Origin of the sequence: Streptococcus lactarius, from assembly GCF_016642265.1 — a bacterium.
Classification (GTDB): Bacteria; Bacillota; Bacilli; order Lactobacillales; family Streptococcaceae; genus Streptococcus; species Streptococcus lactarius.
Window position 1 is genome coordinate 105,134 of the sequence record NZ_MRXX01000008.1, and the last position, 18,976, is coordinate 124,109.

General features: G+C 43.6%; 15 protein-coding genes. 14 read left to right on the forward strand and 1 reads right to left on the reverse strand.

The genetic code is table 11. The features are described from left to right. Positions 1-142 precede the first annotated feature (142 nt). From BTU61_RS07010 to BTU61_RS07025, 4 genes are read left to right on the forward strand one after another with little or no spacing between them, the layout of a single operon-like run. Complete coding sequence (locus tag BTU61_RS07010; RefSeq protein WP_187539854.1) at positions 143-892, forward strand: isoprenyl transferase; 750 nt, start codon at positions 143-145, stop codon at positions 890-892. Between the two features lie 9 nt (positions 893-901). Continuing rightward, complete coding sequence (locus BTU61_RS07015) at positions 902-1,705, forward strand: phosphatidate cytidylyltransferase (RefSeq protein WP_187539856.1); 804 nt, start codon at positions 902-904, stop codon at positions 1,703-1,705. A gap of 36 nt (positions 1,706-1,741) precedes the next feature. After that, positions 1,742-3,001 carry an RIP metalloprotease RseP gene (gene rseP / locus BTU61_RS07020; protein ID WP_200772929.1) on the forward strand — a complete coding sequence of 420 codons (1,260 nt, stop codon included), beginning with the start codon at positions 1,742-1,744 and terminating at the stop codon, positions 2,999-3,001. Between the two features lie 15 nt (positions 3,002-3,016). Next, positions 3,017-4,867, forward strand: coding sequence for a proline--tRNA ligase (locus BTU61_RS07025; protein WP_200772930.1), 1,851 nt, complete (start codon positions 3,017-3,019; stop codon positions 4,865-4,867). Between the two features lie 53 nt (positions 4,868-4,920). Here the strand turns inward: BTU61_RS07025 and BTU61_RS07030 are convergent, their stop codons facing one another. Beyond that, a complete protein-coding gene (locus BTU61_RS07030; protein ID WP_200772931.1) occupies positions 4,921-5,472 on the reverse strand; it encodes a hypothetical protein in 552 nt (183 codons plus the stop codon). A gap of 476 nt (positions 5,473-5,948) precedes the next feature. On the opposite strand from BTU61_RS07030, the gene BTU61_RS07035 reads away from it, so the two are divergent. The 10 genes from BTU61_RS07035 (at position 5,949) to BTU61_RS10265 (ending at position 18,970) form a co-directional block, all read left to right on the forward strand. Then, positions 5,949-6,236, forward strand: coding sequence for a WXG100 family type VII secretion target (locus BTU61_RS07035; RefSeq protein ID WP_049474440.1), 288 nt, complete (start codon positions 5,949-5,951; stop codon positions 6,234-6,236). Positions 6,237-6,366: 130 nt separating this feature from the next. After that, a complete protein-coding gene (gene esaA / locus BTU61_RS07040) occupies positions 6,367-9,387 on the forward strand; it encodes a type VII secretion protein EsaA (protein ID WP_200772932.1) in 3,021 nt (1,006 codons plus the stop codon). After that, positions 9,384-9,839, forward strand: a complete 456-nt coding sequence (gene essA / locus BTU61_RS07045) for a type VII secretion protein EssA (protein WP_200772933.1) — start codon at positions 9,384-9,386, stop codon at positions 9,837-9,839. The genes esaA and essA overlap by 4 nt, the downstream gene beginning before the upstream one ends. Further along, positions 9,840-10,082, forward strand: a complete 243-nt coding sequence (locus BTU61_RS07050; RefSeq protein WP_200772934.1) for an EsaB/YukD family protein — start codon at positions 9,840-9,842, stop codon at positions 10,080-10,082. Position 10,083: 1 nt separating this feature from the next. After that, positions 10,084-11,385, forward strand: coding sequence for a type VII secretion protein EssB (gene essB / locus BTU61_RS07055; protein ID WP_200772935.1), 1,302 nt, complete (start codon positions 10,084-10,086; stop codon positions 11,383-11,385). Positions 11,386-11,388: 3 nt separating this feature from the next. Further along, positions 11,389-15,810 carry a type VII secretion protein EssC gene (gene essC, locus BTU61_RS07060; RefSeq protein WP_200772936.1) on the forward strand — a complete coding sequence of 1,474 codons (4,422 nt, stop codon included), beginning with the start codon at positions 11,389-11,391 and terminating at the stop codon, positions 15,808-15,810. 12 nt (positions 15,811-15,822) lie between these two features. Further along, on the forward strand, positions 15,823-16,176 hold the full coding sequence (locus BTU61_RS07065; RefSeq protein ID WP_200772937.1) for a TIGR04197 family type VII secretion effector: 354 nt from the start codon (positions 15,823-15,825) through the stop codon (positions 16,174-16,176). Continuing rightward, positions 16,176-16,532 (forward strand): DUF3958 family protein, encoded by a 357-nt coding sequence (locus BTU61_RS07070; protein WP_003004384.1) that lies wholly within the window; start codon positions 16,176-16,178, stop codon positions 16,530-16,532. Before BTU61_RS07065 ends, BTU61_RS07070 begins: the two co-directional genes overlap by 1 nt. Before the next feature lies 1 nt (position 16,533). Then, the gene (locus BTU61_RS07075) at positions 16,534-18,204 is read left to right on the forward strand and encodes a hypothetical protein (protein WP_200772938.1); all 1,671 of its coding nucleotides are present in this window, start codon (positions 16,534-16,536) and stop codon (positions 18,202-18,204) included. Positions 18,205-18,535: 331 nt separating this feature from the next. Beyond that, on the forward strand, positions 18,536-18,970 hold the full coding sequence (locus BTU61_RS10265; protein WP_234700108.1) for a hypothetical protein: 435 nt from the start codon (positions 18,536-18,538) through the stop codon (positions 18,968-18,970). Positions 18,971-18,976 lie beyond the last annotated feature (6 nt).

An 18,976-nucleotide genomic window follows, 5' to 3' on the forward strand; every position in this document is an offset into this window, starting at 1 on the left:
TTTGTCCCAGCCTCTTTTAGTGGATGAGAGTGCATTTTTTTTTGATGAAAAGCCCTGCTCCTCCAAATAATAGGCCAGAGTCCCTATTTTAAGGGGATTTATGGTATAATGAAGCGATCAATATTGAAATAGGTAGAAAAACATGTTTCCTTTTAAGAAAAAAGAAAAAAACGAAATTCCCTTAGAAGTCCCGAAACATATTGGCATCATCATGGATGGCAATGGCCGCTGGGCGAAAAAGCGGATGCAACCGCGTGTTTTTGGCCATAAGGCAGGAATGGAAGCCCTCCAAGAAGTGACCATTGCGGCGAAAAATATGGGGGTTCAGGTCTTGACGGTCTATGCCTTTTCTACGGAAAACTGGACGCGTCCGGAAGAGGAAGTCAAGTTCATCATGCACTTACCGGTGGAATTTTACGATCGCTTCGTTCCTGAATTGCATCGCAACAATGTCAAAATTCAAATGATTGGCGATACCAAGAAATTGCCAAAAGAAACCCTAGAAGCTTTGGAAAGAGCTGAAGAAAAGACCAAGGACAACACAGGCTTGATTCTGAATTTTGCCCTCAACTATGGGGGACGTGCTGAAATTACTCAGGCTGTGAAGCAACTGGCTCAAGAAGTGCGGGATAGCAATCTGAGCCCAGAAGAGATCACGGAAGATCGTATTGCTGATTGCCTCTATACGCAAAGTTTGCCTCGTGATTTGAGGGATCCAGATTTGATTATCCGGACCAGTGGAGAGCTTCGCTTGAGCAATTTCCTTCCTTGGCAAGCTGCTTATAGCGAGCTTTATTTCACAGATGTGATGTGGCCGGATTTTGGAGAGGATGCACTACGGAGTGCCATAGTAGATTATAGCCATCGCCATCGGAGATTTGGCGGTGTTTAGGAGAAAATGATGACAAAAGATTTACAAAAACGTGTGATTTTTGGTGGAATTGCCCTGCTCTTTTTCATTCCAACAGTGATGGTTGGGGGGGTATTCTTCCAGATTGTAATTGGCTTGATTGCCATGCTGGGTGTTCATGAATTGCTGAAGATGAAGGGGCTTGAGACTGCGACCTTTGAAGGGGCGCTCGCTATGTTGGCAGCCTTTGTATTGACCTTGCCGATTGAGGACTATTTGACTTACCTGCCCGCAGATGGCAATATGATTGCCTATGGTTTGGTGGTCTTGATCCTCATGGGAACAACGGTTCTCGCTCAACAGTATAACTATGAAGATGTGGTCTACCCCATTGCGTCCAGCTTCTATGTAGGGCTTGGTTTCCATTCTCTAGTAGATGCGCGCATCGCTGGTATTGACAAGGTCTTGTTGGCGCTCTTTATTGTTTGGGCGACAGATTCAGGTGCCTATCTGGTTGGTAGCCAGTTTGGCAAACGCAAGCTCATGCCTGCCGTTTCTCCCAATAAAACAGTTGAAGGCAGCCTAGGCGGGATCTTGTCAGCCGTTGCAGTGACCGTGATCTTTATGATGGTTGATCGCTCAGTGGCAGGTGGACATGGGTTGATCGCTATGATCTTCTTTACCATCCTCTTTAGTATCGCAGGTCAATTTGGTGACCTGGTAGAGAGTGCGATCAAACGCCACTTTGGTGTGAAGGATTCTGGGAAATTTATCCCCGGACATGGCGGTGTTTTGGACCGTTTTGATAGTTTGATTTTTGTATTTCCCTTGATGCATTTCTTAGGCTTGTTCTAGAAATGAATCGTTAGAAAGGATAGTGCGGATAGAACGATGCAATTTATTGCTTTTATTGTTATTTTTGGAGTGATCGTACTTGTCCATGAGTTTGGTCATTTCTATTTTGCGAAAAAATCGGGCATCCTGGTGCGAGAATTCTCAATCGGGATGGGACCCAAGATCTTTGCCCATATTGGTCAGGACGGGACAGCCTATACCATTCGGATCCTACCTTTAGGTGGCTACGTTCGGATGGCTGGCTGGGGGGAGGACACGACGGAGATTAAGACTGGTACTCCCGTCAGCTTGACACTCAATGAGGCTGGTAAGGTCGTCCGGATCAATCTTTCTGGAAAGAATCTGGATCAGACAGCCCTTCCTATGAATGTTACCCAGTTTGACTTTGAAGATAAATTAGAAATCACGGGCTTGGTTCTCGATGAGACAAAGACCTATGATGTCGATCATGATGCAACCATCGTTGAGGAAGATGGGACCGAAGTGCGGATTGCACCGAGAGATGTTCAGTATCAGAATGCCAGCATTTGGGGACGATTAATCACCAACTTTGCGGGTCCTATGAACAACTTTATCCTCAGTATTATTGTCTACTCACTCTTAGCCTTTATGCGCGGTGGTGCGATTGACTATTACAGCAACAATGTTCAGGTAACACCTGATGGTGCGCTGGCTAAGGTTGGTGTCAAAAGCAATGTTCAGATCCTTCAGGTAAACAACGATACCGTGAGCAACTGGGATGAATTGACAGATGCTGTGGAAAAGGCGACCAAGGACAGCAAGACTGCTCCGGAGTTAACCTTGAAAGTCAAGACAGATGGCAAAGAAAAAGAAGTCAAAGTGAAACCAACCAAATCAGGAGATCGTTACTATCTGGGTGTGACAAACGGGATCAAGACAGGCTTTATGGATAAGCTCTTGTCTGGTTTTACAGATACCTGGAATACAGCGACTCGGATTTTGGGAGCTTTGAAAGATATCATTTTCCACTTTAGTCTCAATAAACTGGGTGGTCCAGTTGCCATCTACAATGCCAGCTCACAAGCAGCTCAACTAGGAATTCCTGCTGTGTTATCCCTCATGGCCATGCTCTCGATCAATATTGGAATTTTCAATCTGATCCCGATTCCAGCCTTGGATGGTGGAAAAATCTTGATCAACCTGATCGAAGTGGTCCGTAGAAAACCGCTCAAGCAAGAAGTAGAAACCTATATGACGCTCGCAGGTGTAGCTCTGATGGTGATCTTGATGATTGCTGTCACCTGGAACGATATTATGAAATTATTTTTGAAATAGAAAAGGAAGTTGTTCATGAAACAAAGTAAAATGTTGATTCCAACGCTTCGCGAAATGCCAAGCGATGCTCAAGTCATTAGTCACGCTCTGATGTTGCGTGCAGGGTATGTTCGCCAAGTCTCAGCTGGTGTCTATTCTTACCTACCACTAGCTAATCGTGTAATTGAAAAAGCCAAGGGCATCATGAGACAAGAATTTGAAAAAATTGGAGCGGTAGAAATGTTGGCTCCAGCTCTCTTGAGTGCGGATCTCTGGCGTGAATCAGGCCGTTACGAAACTTATGGGGAAGACCTCTATAAGTTGAGAAACCGCGAAGGATCTGACTTTATCTTAGGTCCAACCCACGAAGAAACCTTTACTGCTATTGTGCGTGATTCAGTGAAATCTTACAAACAATTGCCCTTGAATCTCTATCAGATCCAACCAAAATACCGCGATGAAAAACGCCCACGGAATGGTCTTCTTCGGACCCGTGAGTTCATCATGAAAGACGGCTATAGCTTCCATGCCAACTACGATAGCTTGGATGTGACTTACGATGAGTACAAGGCAGCTTATGAGCGCATCTTCACCCGCAGTGGTATTGATTACAAGGCCATCATCGGTGATGGTGGAGCTATGGGTGGAAAGGATAGCCAAGAGTTCATGGCCGTCACACCAGCCCGTACAGACTTGGATCGTTGGGTTGTGCTAGACAAGTCTGTCGCTTCTTTTGATGAGATTCCTGCAGAAGTTCAAGAAGAAATCAAAGCAGAATTGCTCAAATGGATGGTTTCTGGAGAAGATACCATTGCCTATTCAAGTGAATCGACCTATGCTGCGAACTTAGAAATGGCGACCAATGAATACAAGCCAAGCAACCGAGTGGTCGCTGAAGAAGCCATCGAACGTGTCGCAACGCCAGGTGTGAAATCTATTGATGAAGTGGCAGCCTTCTTAGATGTTTCAGAAGAAGCCACGATCAAGACCTTAGTTTATGTTGCGGATGGTGAGCCAGTTGTGGCCCTTCTTGTCGGCAATGACCAACTCAATGAAGTCAAGTTGAAAAACTACCTGGGAGCTGATTTCTTTGAGCCGGCTACTGAAGCGGAAGTCAAAGAATTCTTGGGAGCTGATTTTGGCTCACTGGGTCCGGTAGACCTCCCAGAAACTGTCAAAATCATCGCAGACCGCAAGGTCCAAGATAGCCGAAATGCAGTCGTAGGAGCAAATGAAAATGGCTACCACTTGACAGGTGTCAATCCAGGTCGGGACTTCACTGCAGAATATGTGGATATCCGTGAAGTACGTGAAGGTGAGATTTCGCCAGACGGTAAAGGAATCTTGAATTTTGCGCGTGGGATCGAGATTGGTCACATCTTCAAACTTGGGACTCGCTACTCAGCCAGCATGGGAGCAGAAGTCTTGGATGAAAATGGACGTGCCGTTCCAATCATCATGGGATGCTACGGAATCGGTGTCAGCCGTCTTCTTTCAGCTGTCATGGAACAACACGCTCGTCTCTTTGTCAACAAAACACCAAAAGGGGAATTCCGCTATGCATGGGGAATCAATTTCCCTAAAGAATTGGCCCCATTTGATGTGCATTTGATCCCAGTCAATGTCAAGGATGAAGGAAGCCTAGCTTTGACCCAACAAATCGAAGAAGCTTTGGTGGATAAGGGTTATGAAGTCTTGGTGGATGATCGAAATGAACGCGCTGGTGTGAAATTCAGTGATAGTGATTTGATCGGTCTTCCAATCCGCGTAACAGTTGGTAAGAAAGCAGCGGAAGGTATCGTTGAAGTGAAAATCAAAGCGACAGGAGATACCATCGAAGTTCATGCGGACAATCTTCTTGAAACCCTTTCAATCTTGAACAAATAAGAAAAAGCTTTCTGAGCTCTCACCAGGGTGGTGATGAAACTCAGGAAGCTCTTTTATTTTTCTTCTGTAAGACCGTTGTCCTTGAAATAGGTAAAGAGATCTTGAGGTTTACCTTTTAGATACTTCAACATTTGGGAGTTTTGCTCCCCACCCTGCTTCTCAATTATTTTTGCAAACTCTTCTTTTTGGATTTGAGAGAAGTCAATATGCATGATGTTGGTATATGTTTTTTTATCATCAGCAATTTGAATGTCCGGATGCAGGCCTGCAACGTTAGTGAATCCGTTTTGGGAATTATTTTGGTCGATTTCAGGTTTAAAGGTTTCTTTTAACTCAGCAACATCTAATTTTTGCATATCTTCCGGTATTGGGGCAACACCCATGATGGTCATCGACACAATCTCATCCTTCTCATAACCAATTTGAATTTTATTTTTGTGGTTGTCCCCCAAGTCTTTGACAAAAGTTTTGGTTTTCACCTCGTCTGTTTTGGTTTGAGAGGTTTGGTGACTGGCAGATGCAGTAGTTGCTTTTTTAGCTTCTTGTCCTTGACCACAAGCTGTGAGAGTCAGCAGACAGGCGCTGGCTAGTAAAAATTTTTTCATAAACACTCCTTTTAGGATTTCATTTGTGTTTAGCATCCGTACAAACAGGTTTCTAAACTGTTTCCATTATACCATAATGAAAATAAAAATGGCAATTTATGCAATTTATTAATTTATTTCTAGAAATTATACAATAAAGTCGACATTTTTAATGGATGTGTTGAATTAACATATAGAAAAAAATGGAGGTATAATTTCTTTGCATTATTACTAAATAAAGACTGTTGGGGGAAGGCTTTTGAGAAAATTATTACATTTCTGTGACAAATAATTACAGAGTTGTAACAAAGTTACAATGTTTTATCAGATGGTCCTCTAATCTTGACATTCAAGCGATATTTCATTAAGATAGTGTTAAGTAAATAATACAGACAGGGAGAAAAAGGTAAAATATACAGTTATCTGGTATTTTACTAATTCGTACTAAAGTATTGTTTATGAAAAAAATAAGGGTATCAGCCCAAAAGGAGAAACATATGGCTCAAATTAAATTAACTCCAGAAGACCTACGTCAATCAGCTCAACGCTATGCACAAGGGTCTCAAGATATCGATCAAATCCTTACTACTTTGACTCATGAACAACAAGTCATCGATGCAAACTGGGATGGATCTGCATTTGATAGCTTTGAAGCACAATTCAACGAATTGTCTCCAAAAATCAAACAATTCGCTCAATTGTTGGAAGACATCAACGGTCAATTGATCAAAGTTGCTGATATCGTTGAACAAACTGACCAAGATATCGCAGCACAAATCCACTAAGATGGTCTTGGAGGTGATCTTACTTCTCGTAGGTAGATCACCCTTTTGTCTTTTGATATATAGAAAATAGGGGTTAGATTCTTAATTCCTAACCCCTATTTTGTATCTATGATTAGAAAAAGGAAAAGGTATGGAAGCAAAACATAAAAAATGGTTAAAATACATTGGTCAAAGTGCAATGGTGCTCCTTTTGATGGGAACTGTTGTCGGTTTATATACGTCTGTTCAGAAAGATCAAAGACAGAGGGAAGCAAAGGCCGTCCAAACCAAGGAAAATACCAAGCTCAACATCGCTGTAGTGAATGAAGATCAAGCGGTTAAGTTAAATGACAAAGAGTACAACCTCGGTGCGAGTTATGTAAAAAACATCGAGCGGGATAACTCACAAAACTGGTCGGTCCTTCCTCGTGGAGCAGCTGAAGCGGGACTTGCCGACGGAAAATATCAATTGTTGATTACAATTCCAAGTGACTTTTCTGAGAAGATCCTTGAAGTCAATGCGGTCAATGCAGAAAAGACGACAGTTACCTATAAGGTCAATGCTGCTGGAAATGCGCAAGTTGAAAACGAAGCCAATAAAGTTGCAAAAGATATTGTATCAGATCTCAGAAATCAGTTGGTGGATATGTATATGGTCAGCATTTTGAGCAACCTCTATACAGCTCAGAAAAATGTTGAGACAAGTAACAAGGTACAATCGACCAATATCGGTTCTTACCGGAGTAATTTGTTGGATTCAGCTCTGGATTCAAAGAATATTTTCCCAAGTCTTTATAGTTTATCGACGTCATCTGTCGAGTCAAATAACGCCTTGAAAACAGTTCTTGAATCGTATACACAGGCTTTTGACCAATTGAGCCAATCTCAAAGTCAATATGGTCAGAATTTTGATAGCTTGATCAAGCAACGCTCAAGTGACAAGATCAGCCATGAAGAATTCATGAATCAGCTTATGACCATGAAACAGTCTGTGTTGAGTACACAGACGCAGGATTTGTATAAAAATCTGCAACAAAATCAAGATGCTATTACCAAGCAATTGAGCAAACCGGCTGAAGGCGATACCTCTGGGACAAAAACTTATGCAAGTTTGACCCAGGATGTTAATGATCGGATTTCTGAACTGGAAAAAGGGATCCAAACAGAGCGCCAAAAACTGGATGACCATGAGAAGAACATCGAAACTTCTGTAAAGGCAAAAATCCTAGACTACTATGGTTTAAAAGAAGGCGACAAGGTGACCCTTCGTACCTTGCTTGGAAAGCAAAGTATTGATACCATCAGCAAGTTACGAACCAAAGCAGATGATGCCATTCGTACAGCCATTGAAAAACTTCCATCTTTAGACCCTGCGAGTCTGAATCTCAACAAGTATGGAAATCTCAATGCAACGATTGATTTTGATAGTGCTTTTGCTGCTGGAATAAAGGCGCAACCAAAAGGGAACGCCGATGATTTGAAACGATTGGCTGCTGAAGTAGATGCCAAATCAACTGCAGTTGCAACGATCCTCAATGCCAAATCTGGGAAACAAAAGGTTAGTATCCAAGTACCTACCGGAGTCAAGGTGGATACCTGGACCTATGATGGAACGACTTATTCAGGTAACGCTGAGCAGGAAGTCGAACTAAAAGATGGCAAACCAATTCAAATTCACCTCGCTGAAGATGGAGGGGCCATGCCAAGTACGATTGATGTTGACGTCCTTGTGAATGGGGTTTCTTCTACCAGTGTGACCGTTTCTGCTGATGACTTGAAATTAGCTGTTGCCAACTATGCGGCGAAAGCAAGTGAAATTGCCTTGAATTATCAACGTGCAGGAGCATTGATCGATGCCTACTATCCTGCAGATGAAAAAGGAAATCGCCATTCAATCTTCGATCCGATTGAGGATATGGATTTGACGGGCGCTCTAGTCGATGTCGTGAAGACTGCAGTCGAAGGCAATATCAAGGAATACCGTACCAGCATTGATACAGACGGAAAAGGGGATGCGACTAAGGGCGTGAGGGCCCAATTAGACGGTACTCTTAAACAATTGAAAGACTTGGGACCACAATTGTCTGCAAATCTTTTAGCTATTGAAAATGCTAACAAAAATCTTACCGCAAATATCAATGATCAATTAACACAATATGCTGAACTTCAGAAAAAATTAGATGCTATCTCGACGGCGCAGGAAACAGACAACCAAGCGCAAACGAAGACAGATGCAGACTTGTCATCTCTCGGTTCTGAATACACCTCTCTTTTGAGCTCAACCGAAGGGGTTAAGAGTTCTTCTAGAAGCAATGTCGAAGCTGCCAATTCTACCAATGAAATCTTTAACCAATTGAATAAGGAATTGCAACGGGCACAAGGCAATACAGAGAAATTGTCCAACAATGCAGAAAGCTTGATGGGTGAATTTGATAAGGAATTGTCTGAAAACGGAAACTTTGTTGAATCCTTCCGTAAAGTCTTCAACAATGCCTATGAAAACGGGGTTCCTAATGAAGTCTTGTTGGACTTCTTGTCAAATCCAGTCGCAGAAAAATCTTCTTCTGTCAAAGCCACTATCAACGTCTACCGTCCATTTATCTGGATCTTTATGTTGGAAGTCTTGAGCCTCTTTACGGCTTATCTCTTTGCGACACAACCGATCATCCGCAAGGTCAAAGACCGCTTTAAGTTGGATCGCTTGCAAGAATCCGATATCTTATCTGTTGGTGTCCTCGTAGGGCTTTCCCTCATCTTGGGCTTGGTGACTGGTATGGTTTCAAGTATTCAACTCTCAGTTGGTCGTGAATACGTGCCTTCTTGGGTCTTGTTAGCGGTATTGGCAGGCTTTGTTCTCGTACAGCTCCAATACTTCCTCTTGAAACACTTCCGTGTGGTTGGAATGGGAATTTCCTTCTTCATGCTGATCAGCTATGTCTACCTGTCCAGCGCGATCGGAACGACCGCGACCTTGTCAGGCCTTCCAGCCTTTGTGAAAAATGTCAACCTCCTTTCTATTTTAGAAGGACAGTTTGCGGGTTACTTTGATGGACAAACAGCCAGCTTTGGCGTCTTCTTTGGATTATTGGTCTTCTTTGGACTTCTAGCTGTGGCCAATATCTTCATTCCAAAGAAATTCACTCAAACAAAGGAAATTGAATCAAGCTTATGAAAAAAATGATGTATCTTCTCTTTGTCTTTAGTCTCTTACCAGTGGTTGTGGCGTCTGCAGATGATTTTATTGACAATCGTCTGCAGGTCAACAACTCACGTCTGGAGACGGATGAGGAAAAGACGCTCGGTGGCCAATTGGATGCGACGGAGTCTCTTTTCAACGAGAAGGATCAAAAGAAATTAGCAGATGAAAAACGCCAGCAAGAGAAACAATTGACCGATTCAGACGGCCAGTTGTTTTCTGCTATAAAGGCAAAGAAAAAAACAGGGCCTGAAGCGGACCTGTTTCAGCCAGGAAATCAGAAATTATCTAAATTTGAGTCCCACGAGGAGAACAATTCGGCTAGCTTGTCGGATTTCATCCCAGCTTTGCAGATGCTGGCTTGGAGCGTTCTGCTCTTTGGAACGGCTGGCTACATTTCCTATCGAATCTATAGAAAAGAGGCCTAAATGGACCAACATATCAATGTCACTTTCCGTATGAATGGGGCAAGTCATGACCTAAGGATCCCGACGCGGGTGGAGGTGCGACGCTTGATTCGGGAATTGGATCAGATCTTTGGGTCTGCTCTAAATCCTAGAAGCAAGTATCAGTTGCGCGTGGTAAATAAAGGCATCTTGCTGGATGAAGGCAAGGTGGTGCAAGACTATCCGATCACAAGTGGTGATCTGATCGAGATTGAGGAGTGGTAAGGTGAAAGAAGAACAATTTACACTGGAAGAGCAAGTCTTCCGTTTTGAAAAAGAAGAAACCAGCTGGCGTCTGGACCTCAAGCGTTCAGAAGTGGATAGCCAGGATTTACGCAATTTATGGATTTTGGATCTCCATCATCCTTTGTTTTTGGAGCAAAGCATGACAGCTGATCAAGACCAGATTCATCTGACCTATCAGACAGACGCGCTGGGCTTGACTGCAGAAGAAATCAAGGAATTACCGGTATCAGACCGTCTGCGTCTAGCCATCAATGTCTTGGATTTAGCTCCGGCCTTGGAGCTTCCGGTGACCTTTATGGTCCATCCTATCAATTTGTTTGTGACCAAGGACGCCCAAGTCAAGATTGCCTACCGCGGGGTTCCGGGAATGATGGTGCCACGCAAGTGGGATCAGGTTGAATTCTTGCGCCAGGCTAAGTGCTATGCCGTTACTCTTTTTGGTGACTGGGACTTCATGGAGCTCTATCAAGGGACACTTGAATTAGAAGATCTCCCTGATTTCTTGGTGGAAATCCGTGATGCCGCTAGCTTAGAAGAGATGAAAGTACTCTTAGAGAAAGCTTATCAAGAGCGTAAGGAAGAGGAAGAAAAGACCTTGACCTTGGTATCCAGTCGTCAACACCGAATCTTTAAGTTGGCAACGGTTTGGCTCTCAGCTGTAGTGGCCCTCTTACTCTTGCCCTTGATTTACTTGGTCTTTTTCCAAGCGCCCTTTAAAGAAAAATTGCTTCAAGCAGACACAGCCTACCTCAAGGTGGACTATACTGGGGTGATCGATGAGTTGGAAGGCGTGGCTCCAAGCAGTCTGCCAATGACACAGAAATATGAGTTAGCAACGTCTTACTTGCAAGGCTTGAATTTCTCAGAGGACCAAAAGAAGGTCATCCTCAACAATGTCACGCTTAAGTCAGACAGTCTCTATCTCCACTACTGGATCTATATCGGCCGTCATGACTTTACCCAAGCCCTTGATGCCGCTAAGCGGATCGATGATTCAGACTTGATCATCTATGCCCTTCGTAAGGAAATCAAGGCGACACGTGATAGTGAAAAACTTTCTGGCGAGCAGCGTGAGAAGAAACTCTCTGAGCTTGAGGGCGAATACAAGAAGTACTGGGATGCCCGCTCCAAACTCTTGGAAGCAGAGACAGATGAAACCAAAGCTTCCACCAGTGGCTCAACAGCGGCGTCCTCCACAGCTTCCTCTACAGAGGGTTCCTCAACTGAAAGCTCGTCCTCGACCGCCGCAAGCTCTAGTGCCTCTAGCGAACACAAGGAGTAGTCTATGAAAAAACGTATCATACTCTATAAAAAAGGTTTTCGCTATGAGCTAGCGCTAGAAGAGGGGAAAACAGCGACCGTATTGAATCAAGAAATGGCTCAGTTGACCCTTGCTTCGCAAGAAAGTCCCCTTCATTTCCAATGGGATCAAGAAGAAGTCTTCTACCAGTATGGTGAAGACAAAGGTCTACTTAAAAACAGCAAGATCCTTGGGGATGTGGTCTGCTACTTGGCGACAGGAGAAGTCCATACCTATGAACTGCTCGACAAGGAAGAAATCCTGGTAGCAGATGAACAGGGTGCGGATGTGCGCGTGCATTATCCCGTGCGCTTTCTCCTTGTGAAAAAAGACCAGGCCTGGACTTGTCAGCTCCTATCCGGAAAACTCTACCATAACCACAAACTCGTTACTGAAGCGACTGTTCCACTGGCCTTTGGGGATGAGCTTGCGATTGGAGATGTGACCTTTAAGCTCTATCCGGAAGAATTTGGCGTGGAAGGGACTGTCGAAGTGAGTCCTTATCTGGTGCCGCGTTTGCATTCGCGCTACGACTTTTACAAGGACTATCCAGAATACCACCGGTCTCCTCGGATCATCTACCGGAGTTCGGAAGACAAGATCTTGATCAATCCTCCGGGAGCGGAGCCTCAAAAGCCATCGGATGAACTATTGAAGTTGATCATGCCCCCTCTCATCATGGTTGGGGTGACCCTCTTGATCACCATATTCCAACCGCGGGGGCTCTATATCATCGCGACAGTATCCATGTCTGTGGTCAGTGTGATCTTTTCAGTCCAAAGCTTCTTCAAAAATCGTAAGAAATACAAAGAAGACAAGAAAGAGCGCGTGGAGCTCTACCATCTCTATCTCAAGGACAAGGCCAAGGACTTGGAGCAGCTCTCTCGCAAGCAACGAGAAGGCATGTTTTACCATTTCCCAGCGATCGAAGACTTGACCAAGATGGTCAAACGCTATGACTCACGGATCTACGAAAAAACACCGCTTCATTTTGATTTTTTGGCCTATCGTTTAGGATTGGGCAAGGTCCCAACCAGCTATGAGCTCAAATATGGTCAGGAAGAACGCAGTGGGAAGAAAGATGCCTTGGAAGAAGAAGGCTATGCCCTTTTCAAGGCCCATCAAAAGATCGACAATCTTCCGATTGTAGCTAGCCTTAATCGGGGACCGGTCGGCTATGTCGGTCCTCGTCCTATCGTGCTCGAGCAGTTGCAACTCCTGGTTGCCCAATTGGCTGTATTTCACTCTTACCATGATCTGACCATTATTCCGATCATTCCAGAAGAGGAAAAAGAAAGCTGGGATTGGATGCGCTGGTTGCCTCATGCGACCTTGCAAGATATGAATGTCCGTAGCTTTGTCTACAATCAGCGGACACGCGATCAGGTCTTGAACAGTCTCAACCAAATCCTCAAGCTCCGTAAGGCGCAAAAAGAGGAAGAAAAAGCCAATGACACCAAGATCTTCCACCCTCACTATGTGGTGCTCATCACCGATGAGACCTTGATTTTGGACCATGTCATCATGGAGTTCTTCCGCGAGGATCCGACTGAGCTCGGCTGCTCCATCATCTATGTGGCAGACGTGCTCTCATCTCTTTCTGAAAATATCCAAACGGTTATCTCCATCAAGGACCGCAACCAAGGGCAATTGCTCTTGCAAGAAGGGATTCTTCGGGAGCTTGACTTCCAATTGGATCACTTCCCTGAAGGTTATGACAAGGAAGCCATCTCGCGCGGCCTTGCGCCTCTCAAGCATATCCAACAGCTCAAGAGCTCCATTCCAGACTCGGTGACCTTCCTTGAAATGTACCAGGCGGAAACTTTCAATGACCTCAAGGTCTTGAGTCGTTGGGAGAGCCATGCTCCTTACCAAAGTTTGGCCGTGCCGATTGGGTTGCGTGGGAAGGACGATTTGGTCTACCTCAATCTCCATGAAAAAGCTCATGGACCACACGGCTTGATCGCAGGGACAACCGGTTCTGGTAAGTCTGAAACCATTCAGTCTTATATCCTGAGCCTTGCCGTCAACTTCCACCCACATGATGTGGCTTTCCTCCTCATCGACTACAAGGGTGGGGGAATGGCCAATCTCTTCAAGGATCTGCCTCACTTGCTGGGGACCATCACCAACTTGGATGGTGCCCAGTCCATGCGTGCCTTGGCCTCTATCAATGCGGAGATCCATCGTCGGGAGCGGCTCTTTGGTCAATATGGGGTCAACCATATCAACCAATACCAAAAGAAATTTAAACTGGGTGAAGCGACTGAACCGCTTCCTCATCTCTTCTTGATCAGTGATGAGTTCGCCGAGCTCAAGGTCAACCAACCAGACTTTATCAAGGAGCTGGTTTCTATCGCGCGTGTCGGGCGTTCCCTCGGGGTACACTTGATCCTTGCGACGCAAAAACCTTCAGGGGTCGTGGATGACCAGATCTGGTCCAACTCCCGCTTCAAGCTAGCCCTCAAGGTGGCTGACCGTGGCGACTCCATGGAGATGCTAAGGACGGCAGATGCGGCTGAGATCACGCAGACCGGTCGTGCCTACCTCCAAGTCGGGAATAACGAAGTCTATGAACTCTTCCAAACTGCTTGGTCAGGAGCAGACTACCAGCCTGAGAAGGACCAGCTAGGGATCGAAGACCATACCATCTACTTGATCAATGAACTGGGCCAATACGAAGTCCTCAACCAAGACCTCTCTGGTCTTGATATGGCAGAAGAAATCAAGGAGGTGCCAACAGAGCTGGATGTCATCGTGCAAGAGATCAATCACTTACACCAAGAAGAAGGCATCGCAGCTGTGGCCCAACCATGGTTGCCACCTCTCAAAGAGCGGATCACGCTGGATGAGTTGGACAAGATCGTGCCGATTGAGGCTTGGCAAAAACGGACAGCTCCGAGCGTCTTGATCGGGGTCGCCGATATCCCGCAAGCGCAAAAGCAAGAAGCGGTCGACATCGATCTGTCAAAAGATGGGAATATCCTCCTTTACGGAAGTCCAGGTACAGGAAAGACCACTTTCCTACAGACAGCCGCAATGGATCTGGCCCGCAAGCAGAGTCCAGAAAATCTGACCATGTATCTGCTGGATTTCGGAACCAATGGTCTAGCACCCTTGACTCAATTGCCACATGTGGCCGATAGTCTCTTGCTCGATCAGACGGAAAAAATCCAGAAATTCATCCGGATCATCAACCGCGAGTTGGATCGTCGTAAGAAACTCCTCTCTGAGCATGGTGTCGGCACCATCGCCCTCTACCGTGAAGTGACCGGCAAGCAAGAGCCAACCATGGTTATCCTCATGGATAGCTATGAGTCTATGAAGGACGAGCCTTATGAGACAGACCTCTTCAAGCTCTTCATGCGGATCTCTCGTGAAGGTCTCAGCATCGGTGTGCACTTGATCATCACAGCTAGCCGTCAGAACAACCTACGGGCTCAGCTCTATTCCAACTTTAAGCACCAGCTGACCTTGCCACAAAATGACATCTCTGAAGTCCGCGGTATCGTGGGAGCAACCCCACTAGCATCTACAATGGAAGATATCAAGGGACGGGCCCTCATGAAGCGTGACGAAGTCGATGTCGTCCAATTCGCCCTACCAGTCGCAGGGGACAATGATATCCAAATCATTAACAACCTCCGCGACCAAGTCCAAAACCTCAAAGAGATGTGGACAGGCCACACACCAGCAGGCATCCCAATGGTGCCAGATGAGTTGACAGAAGCAGCCTTCTACGGACGTGAGGATGTGAAAGAGTCTATGGAAAATCTAGAATTTCCAATTGGACTTGACTTTGAAATGGTCAAAACGGTCAAGATTCCATTTGATCGCTTGAAAAATCTGGTATTTATGGCAGACTCTCCAGAATCACTGGAAAATCAGCAAAAACATTTGTTAAATACAGCACTTCAATTTGGATCAAAATTACATATCATGCTAGTGGATCCATTAGAAGAATGTATTGCCTATAAGGATAGAGTTTCTACTTATATTAGTAGTAGCCAAGAAATCTCTGAAATTGCTAAACAATTAATCTATGAGGTTGATCGTCGTCTTGAAAAAGATCTGTATTCAGACTGGTTGATCATGATGCCAACTATTAAGCCTATCGTCGATCAGGGACTTACAGAAAAAGATTTACGCTATCTATTTGACAATGGACCACGAGTTGGTATGCACTTTGTAATAGGAAGTGAATATGCCTATCTTGGAAATAACATCAATGAAGTACCTAAATATCTCAAAGGAAATGCTCAATGGTTTATGATCGGTATGAGATTGATGGACCAACTGTTCCTAGATAAGCCTTATAATAATCGAGAAGCGCGTCTTGCTTCAGATGAAATCTACTTGCATGATCGCAAGCAAGCAATTAAACTTAAAATCACCAAGAATGGATAGGGAGGTAACTATATGACACCAATACAGAGTAGAGAAGATGTCGCAAGTACAATCGCTTCAGGGATAGCGAGGGCGGCTGGAAGTATAACATCAGCTGATACCGTCACACTGGATGGATCAAGTGAGTATCCAGGAAACAGTACAGCTGCAGAAAAAATTCCAGAAGAAGCCAACTATGCGGCCTCAATTAGTGGTGTGCTAAATGATTTTGTAGGATTGATCCATGGGGTTGCAGCAGAATTTGTAGCCATGGATAGTAATATCGCGTCTAACATCGATGCCAATACATCTAATTTGCCAGAAACCAGTGCAGCTCCTGGTGATAGCGGAGAGTTTGTACCAAATTCAGGATACTTTGCGGAATAATGAAACCAATCACCTTAGAAGAGATCGATAAAAAGAAGAAAAACATTGCCCAATCGCTCGATCAACTGAACTTAGAAAAAAGGAAAGTGGAGCGAGCAGAGAAGGAAATGTTTGAACTACATCGACAAAGCTTAAAACCTCTTCGTCAGATCTTAACGCTTCCTATATCTTCCAAAGACTACCAAGTCTACGAAAATCTAATCGTGAGTGTAGAAGGCATCGGAGCTATGGTTGAAGAATGGTCTGAAGGACGAAGAGCAGATATTAAGAAGCGAGAAAATCAGCTGGATGAGCAATTAAATGAACTCTACCACGCTAGAAAGAAACTATTAATAGAACAGGAGTCGAAAAAGTAATATGGTCAAAATGGTATTAGGATCATCGGATACACAAGGACAGACCATGTCTTCCGTTGGAAAGGCTAGGGTAACAGCCTATAACTCAGCCGTCACAGCTCTCTCTAATTTTAATGGAGCGGGTGACTTACAAGGGAGTGCCTATGATTCAGGTAAAAAATATGGAGTGAGTGTGATTACGCCACTAATTAAAGGGGCCATCATGTATTCGGAGTACCTCAGCGAAGCCGTACCCAAACTCCCGTCAAAATATCGTTCAGAAGTTGGAAACGAAGATCTGGATTCAGCCGTACTTGAAAGTGAAATTCAAAGCCTCGAGAGTAGTATTAGTGGAATCAGAGGTACTTTTCGTGCTATGGAAGGAAGCGACCATGCGGATAGAAACGTACTCAAAAGTATATCTGATCGTATGGATACCCTCACATCTCAAAAAAATGAGAAGATGGATAAATTGCGTAAGTTGAATCTATTTGCAGGAAGTTCCAATGAAGTCTTTGAAGGCGATGCTAAAAAGAGCATGGACACTGTGGTGAAAAATCTCTCAGCAGGTCTGAATATGATTCATGGTGATTTTGCAAGTTTCGGTGGAACCTTCCCCAAACATTCTGGGAAAACGTTGAACTGGGCTAAGAGTATCGAAGGCGAATGGGATAAGAAAGCCAAGATAGATGAAGATTATCAGAAGGTTCTTGAGAAAGCAAATCAAGGTAAGGAACTATCTGATGATGATGTGAAGAAGATCGAGGCATATAAAAATAGATATGGAAGAGAGCTTCCAGATTCGGTAACTAAGGCAGTTGCACAGTTTGTAATTAAAAAAACTAAAGTTGTTGCCCGTGGTAATTCTAAGAATGATTTAGAAAAATTATACAAGAATATACAAGATCTTGATGATAATGACTGGTTTAAGAGAGGTGCGCAAATACTTGGTTTAACACCTGAAAAATTGACAAAGGCTTTCCTACAATCAGATGGTATAATAGGATTATTAGATTCAGTTGATAAAGGAACAAAAGGTAGGAAATTTGTAAGTGGTGTAATGGACGCGATGGCCTGGTATGAATCATTAGGAAAAAGAGGCAAGATTGTACAAACGATTTTTGAAAAAATTTCTGATATAGCAAATCCTGTTGAAGCCATTGTAAAAAAAGGATTAGAAGGTGTGAGAGACACTGGATTAGCGAAATTAGGTAAATACATGAAAGGGGGAGAAGAGGCATCAGGATTATTAGGAAAAGGTCTCAAATATTTTCCAAAAGTAGCTAAATTTTTGGGCAAGGCGGGAACAGTACTAACATTTGCGGATCTTGGAATCACAGCAATTTCTAGTGGAGCAAACGAATATAGCAAATCAAAAGATATAGGAAAAGCTGCAGGAAAAGGTGCACTCTCTGCAATAAGTAGTGTCGGGCCTTTAGAAGGTGCAACTATAGGTGCAGCCGTAGCGAGTTTCATTCCAGTACCAGGTGTCAGTCAAGCTGCTGGAGCCGGAATAGGTTTCTTTGTTGGAGCAGGAATTCAAGGTATAAAAGCTTTGAATCCAAAATTCTTTGATAATCCTGTAAAAGAGACAAAGAAAATGATTGATGGTGCGGGTAAAGCTTTGAAAGATTTTGGAGGAGCTATATCTAAGGGAATTGGTGGAATTGGGAAGGCATTGGGATTTGGTTGAGAGATATGAGTAAATCTATTTTTTATGCTAGCTTTTAAGAGAGTTTTAATTTATTAGATGATGTATCACTTCAGTTTGCTAAGAAAGATTATTACGAACATTTAGGGAAAGGTTTGAATAATGGGAGACCAAGTATTGGTTCCAGGATAAAAAGTGTTATTTTCACTATTTTATTTGTATTTGGGGTGAATTTTCTCCTTGCCTTATTCGCATTTTCTCTAAATGATGCAGATCCTAAAGATTTATCAATACCAATTTTCAAGCTTCAGTTATTAACACCAGAATTTTTTTAATTTGGTTTTGTATTGAATTTAATTTATTAGGAATAAGAGTGGCTTTACCAACCTTGAAACCATTAGGTATCTATTTTCTACTACTAATTATTGGGCTGTTATTTATTCGTACTGAGAATAAAAACTTGTATAATCGTTTTTTTGGTGAAAACAGTGGTGCTACTATACTTGATAGAGTAACGCGTGATATTGCTCTATATGATTCAGGTTTATTAGGTATTGCTGTAATTATAATAATAGTTTTATCCTATTCAGGACTAGCAATTTCACAAAATTTAACCCTATTAGCTTTATCATTGATAGGAATCGTCCTAGATATCGAATTCTTGACAATGGTTGTCTTTATGGACTTCACCTTCTTTTTAGGAAGTTACTACAAAATTAAAAATACTCTGAAGAATACCGTGAATGGGAAGGGGGAACCGTGGAATAATGGTATGGAAAAATATAAAAAAAACACAAGGAGGTATTAAAATTGG

Coding starts and splice junctions, on each gene's coding strand:
- BTU61_RS07010 (WP_187539854.1), top strand. CDS start 143: ATGTTTCCTTTTAAGAAAAAAGAAAAAAACGAAATTCCCTTAGAAGTC.
- BTU61_RS07015 (WP_187539856.1), top strand. CDS start 902: ATGACAAAAGATTTACAAAAACGTGTGATTTTTGGTGGAATTGCCCTG.
- rseP (WP_200772929.1), top strand. CDS start 1,742: ATGCAATTTATTGCTTTTATTGTTATTTTTGGAGTGATCGTACTTGTC.
- BTU61_RS07025 (WP_200772930.1), top strand. CDS start 3,017: ATGAAACAAAGTAAAATGTTGATTCCAACGCTTCGCGAAATGCCAAGC.
- BTU61_RS07030 (WP_200772931.1), bottom strand. CDS start 5,472: ATGAAAAAATTTTTACTAGCCAGCGCCTGTCTGCTGACTCTCACAGCT.
- BTU61_RS07035 (WP_049474440.1), top strand. CDS start 5,949: ATGGCTCAAATTAAATTAACTCCAGAAGACCTACGTCAATCAGCTCAA.
- esaA (WP_200772932.1), top strand. CDS start 6,367: ATGGAAGCAAAACATAAAAAATGGTTAAAATACATTGGTCAAAGTGCA.
- essA (WP_200772933.1), top strand. CDS start 9,384: ATGAAAAAAATGATGTATCTTCTCTTTGTCTTTAGTCTCTTACCAGTG.
- BTU61_RS07050 (WP_200772934.1), top strand. CDS start 9,840: ATGGACCAACATATCAATGTCACTTTCCGTATGAATGGGGCAAGTCAT.
- essC (WP_200772936.1), top strand. CDS start 11,389: ATGAAAAAACGTATCATACTCTATAAAAAAGGTTTTCGCTATGAGCTA.
- BTU61_RS07065 (WP_200772937.1), top strand. CDS start 15,823: ATGACACCAATACAGAGTAGAGAAGATGTCGCAAGTACAATCGCTTCA.
- BTU61_RS07070 (WP_003004384.1), top strand. CDS start 16,176: ATGAAACCAATCACCTTAGAAGAGATCGATAAAAAGAAGAAAAACATT.
- BTU61_RS07075 (WP_200772938.1), top strand. CDS start 16,534: ATGGTCAAAATGGTATTAGGATCATCGGATACACAAGGACAGACCATG.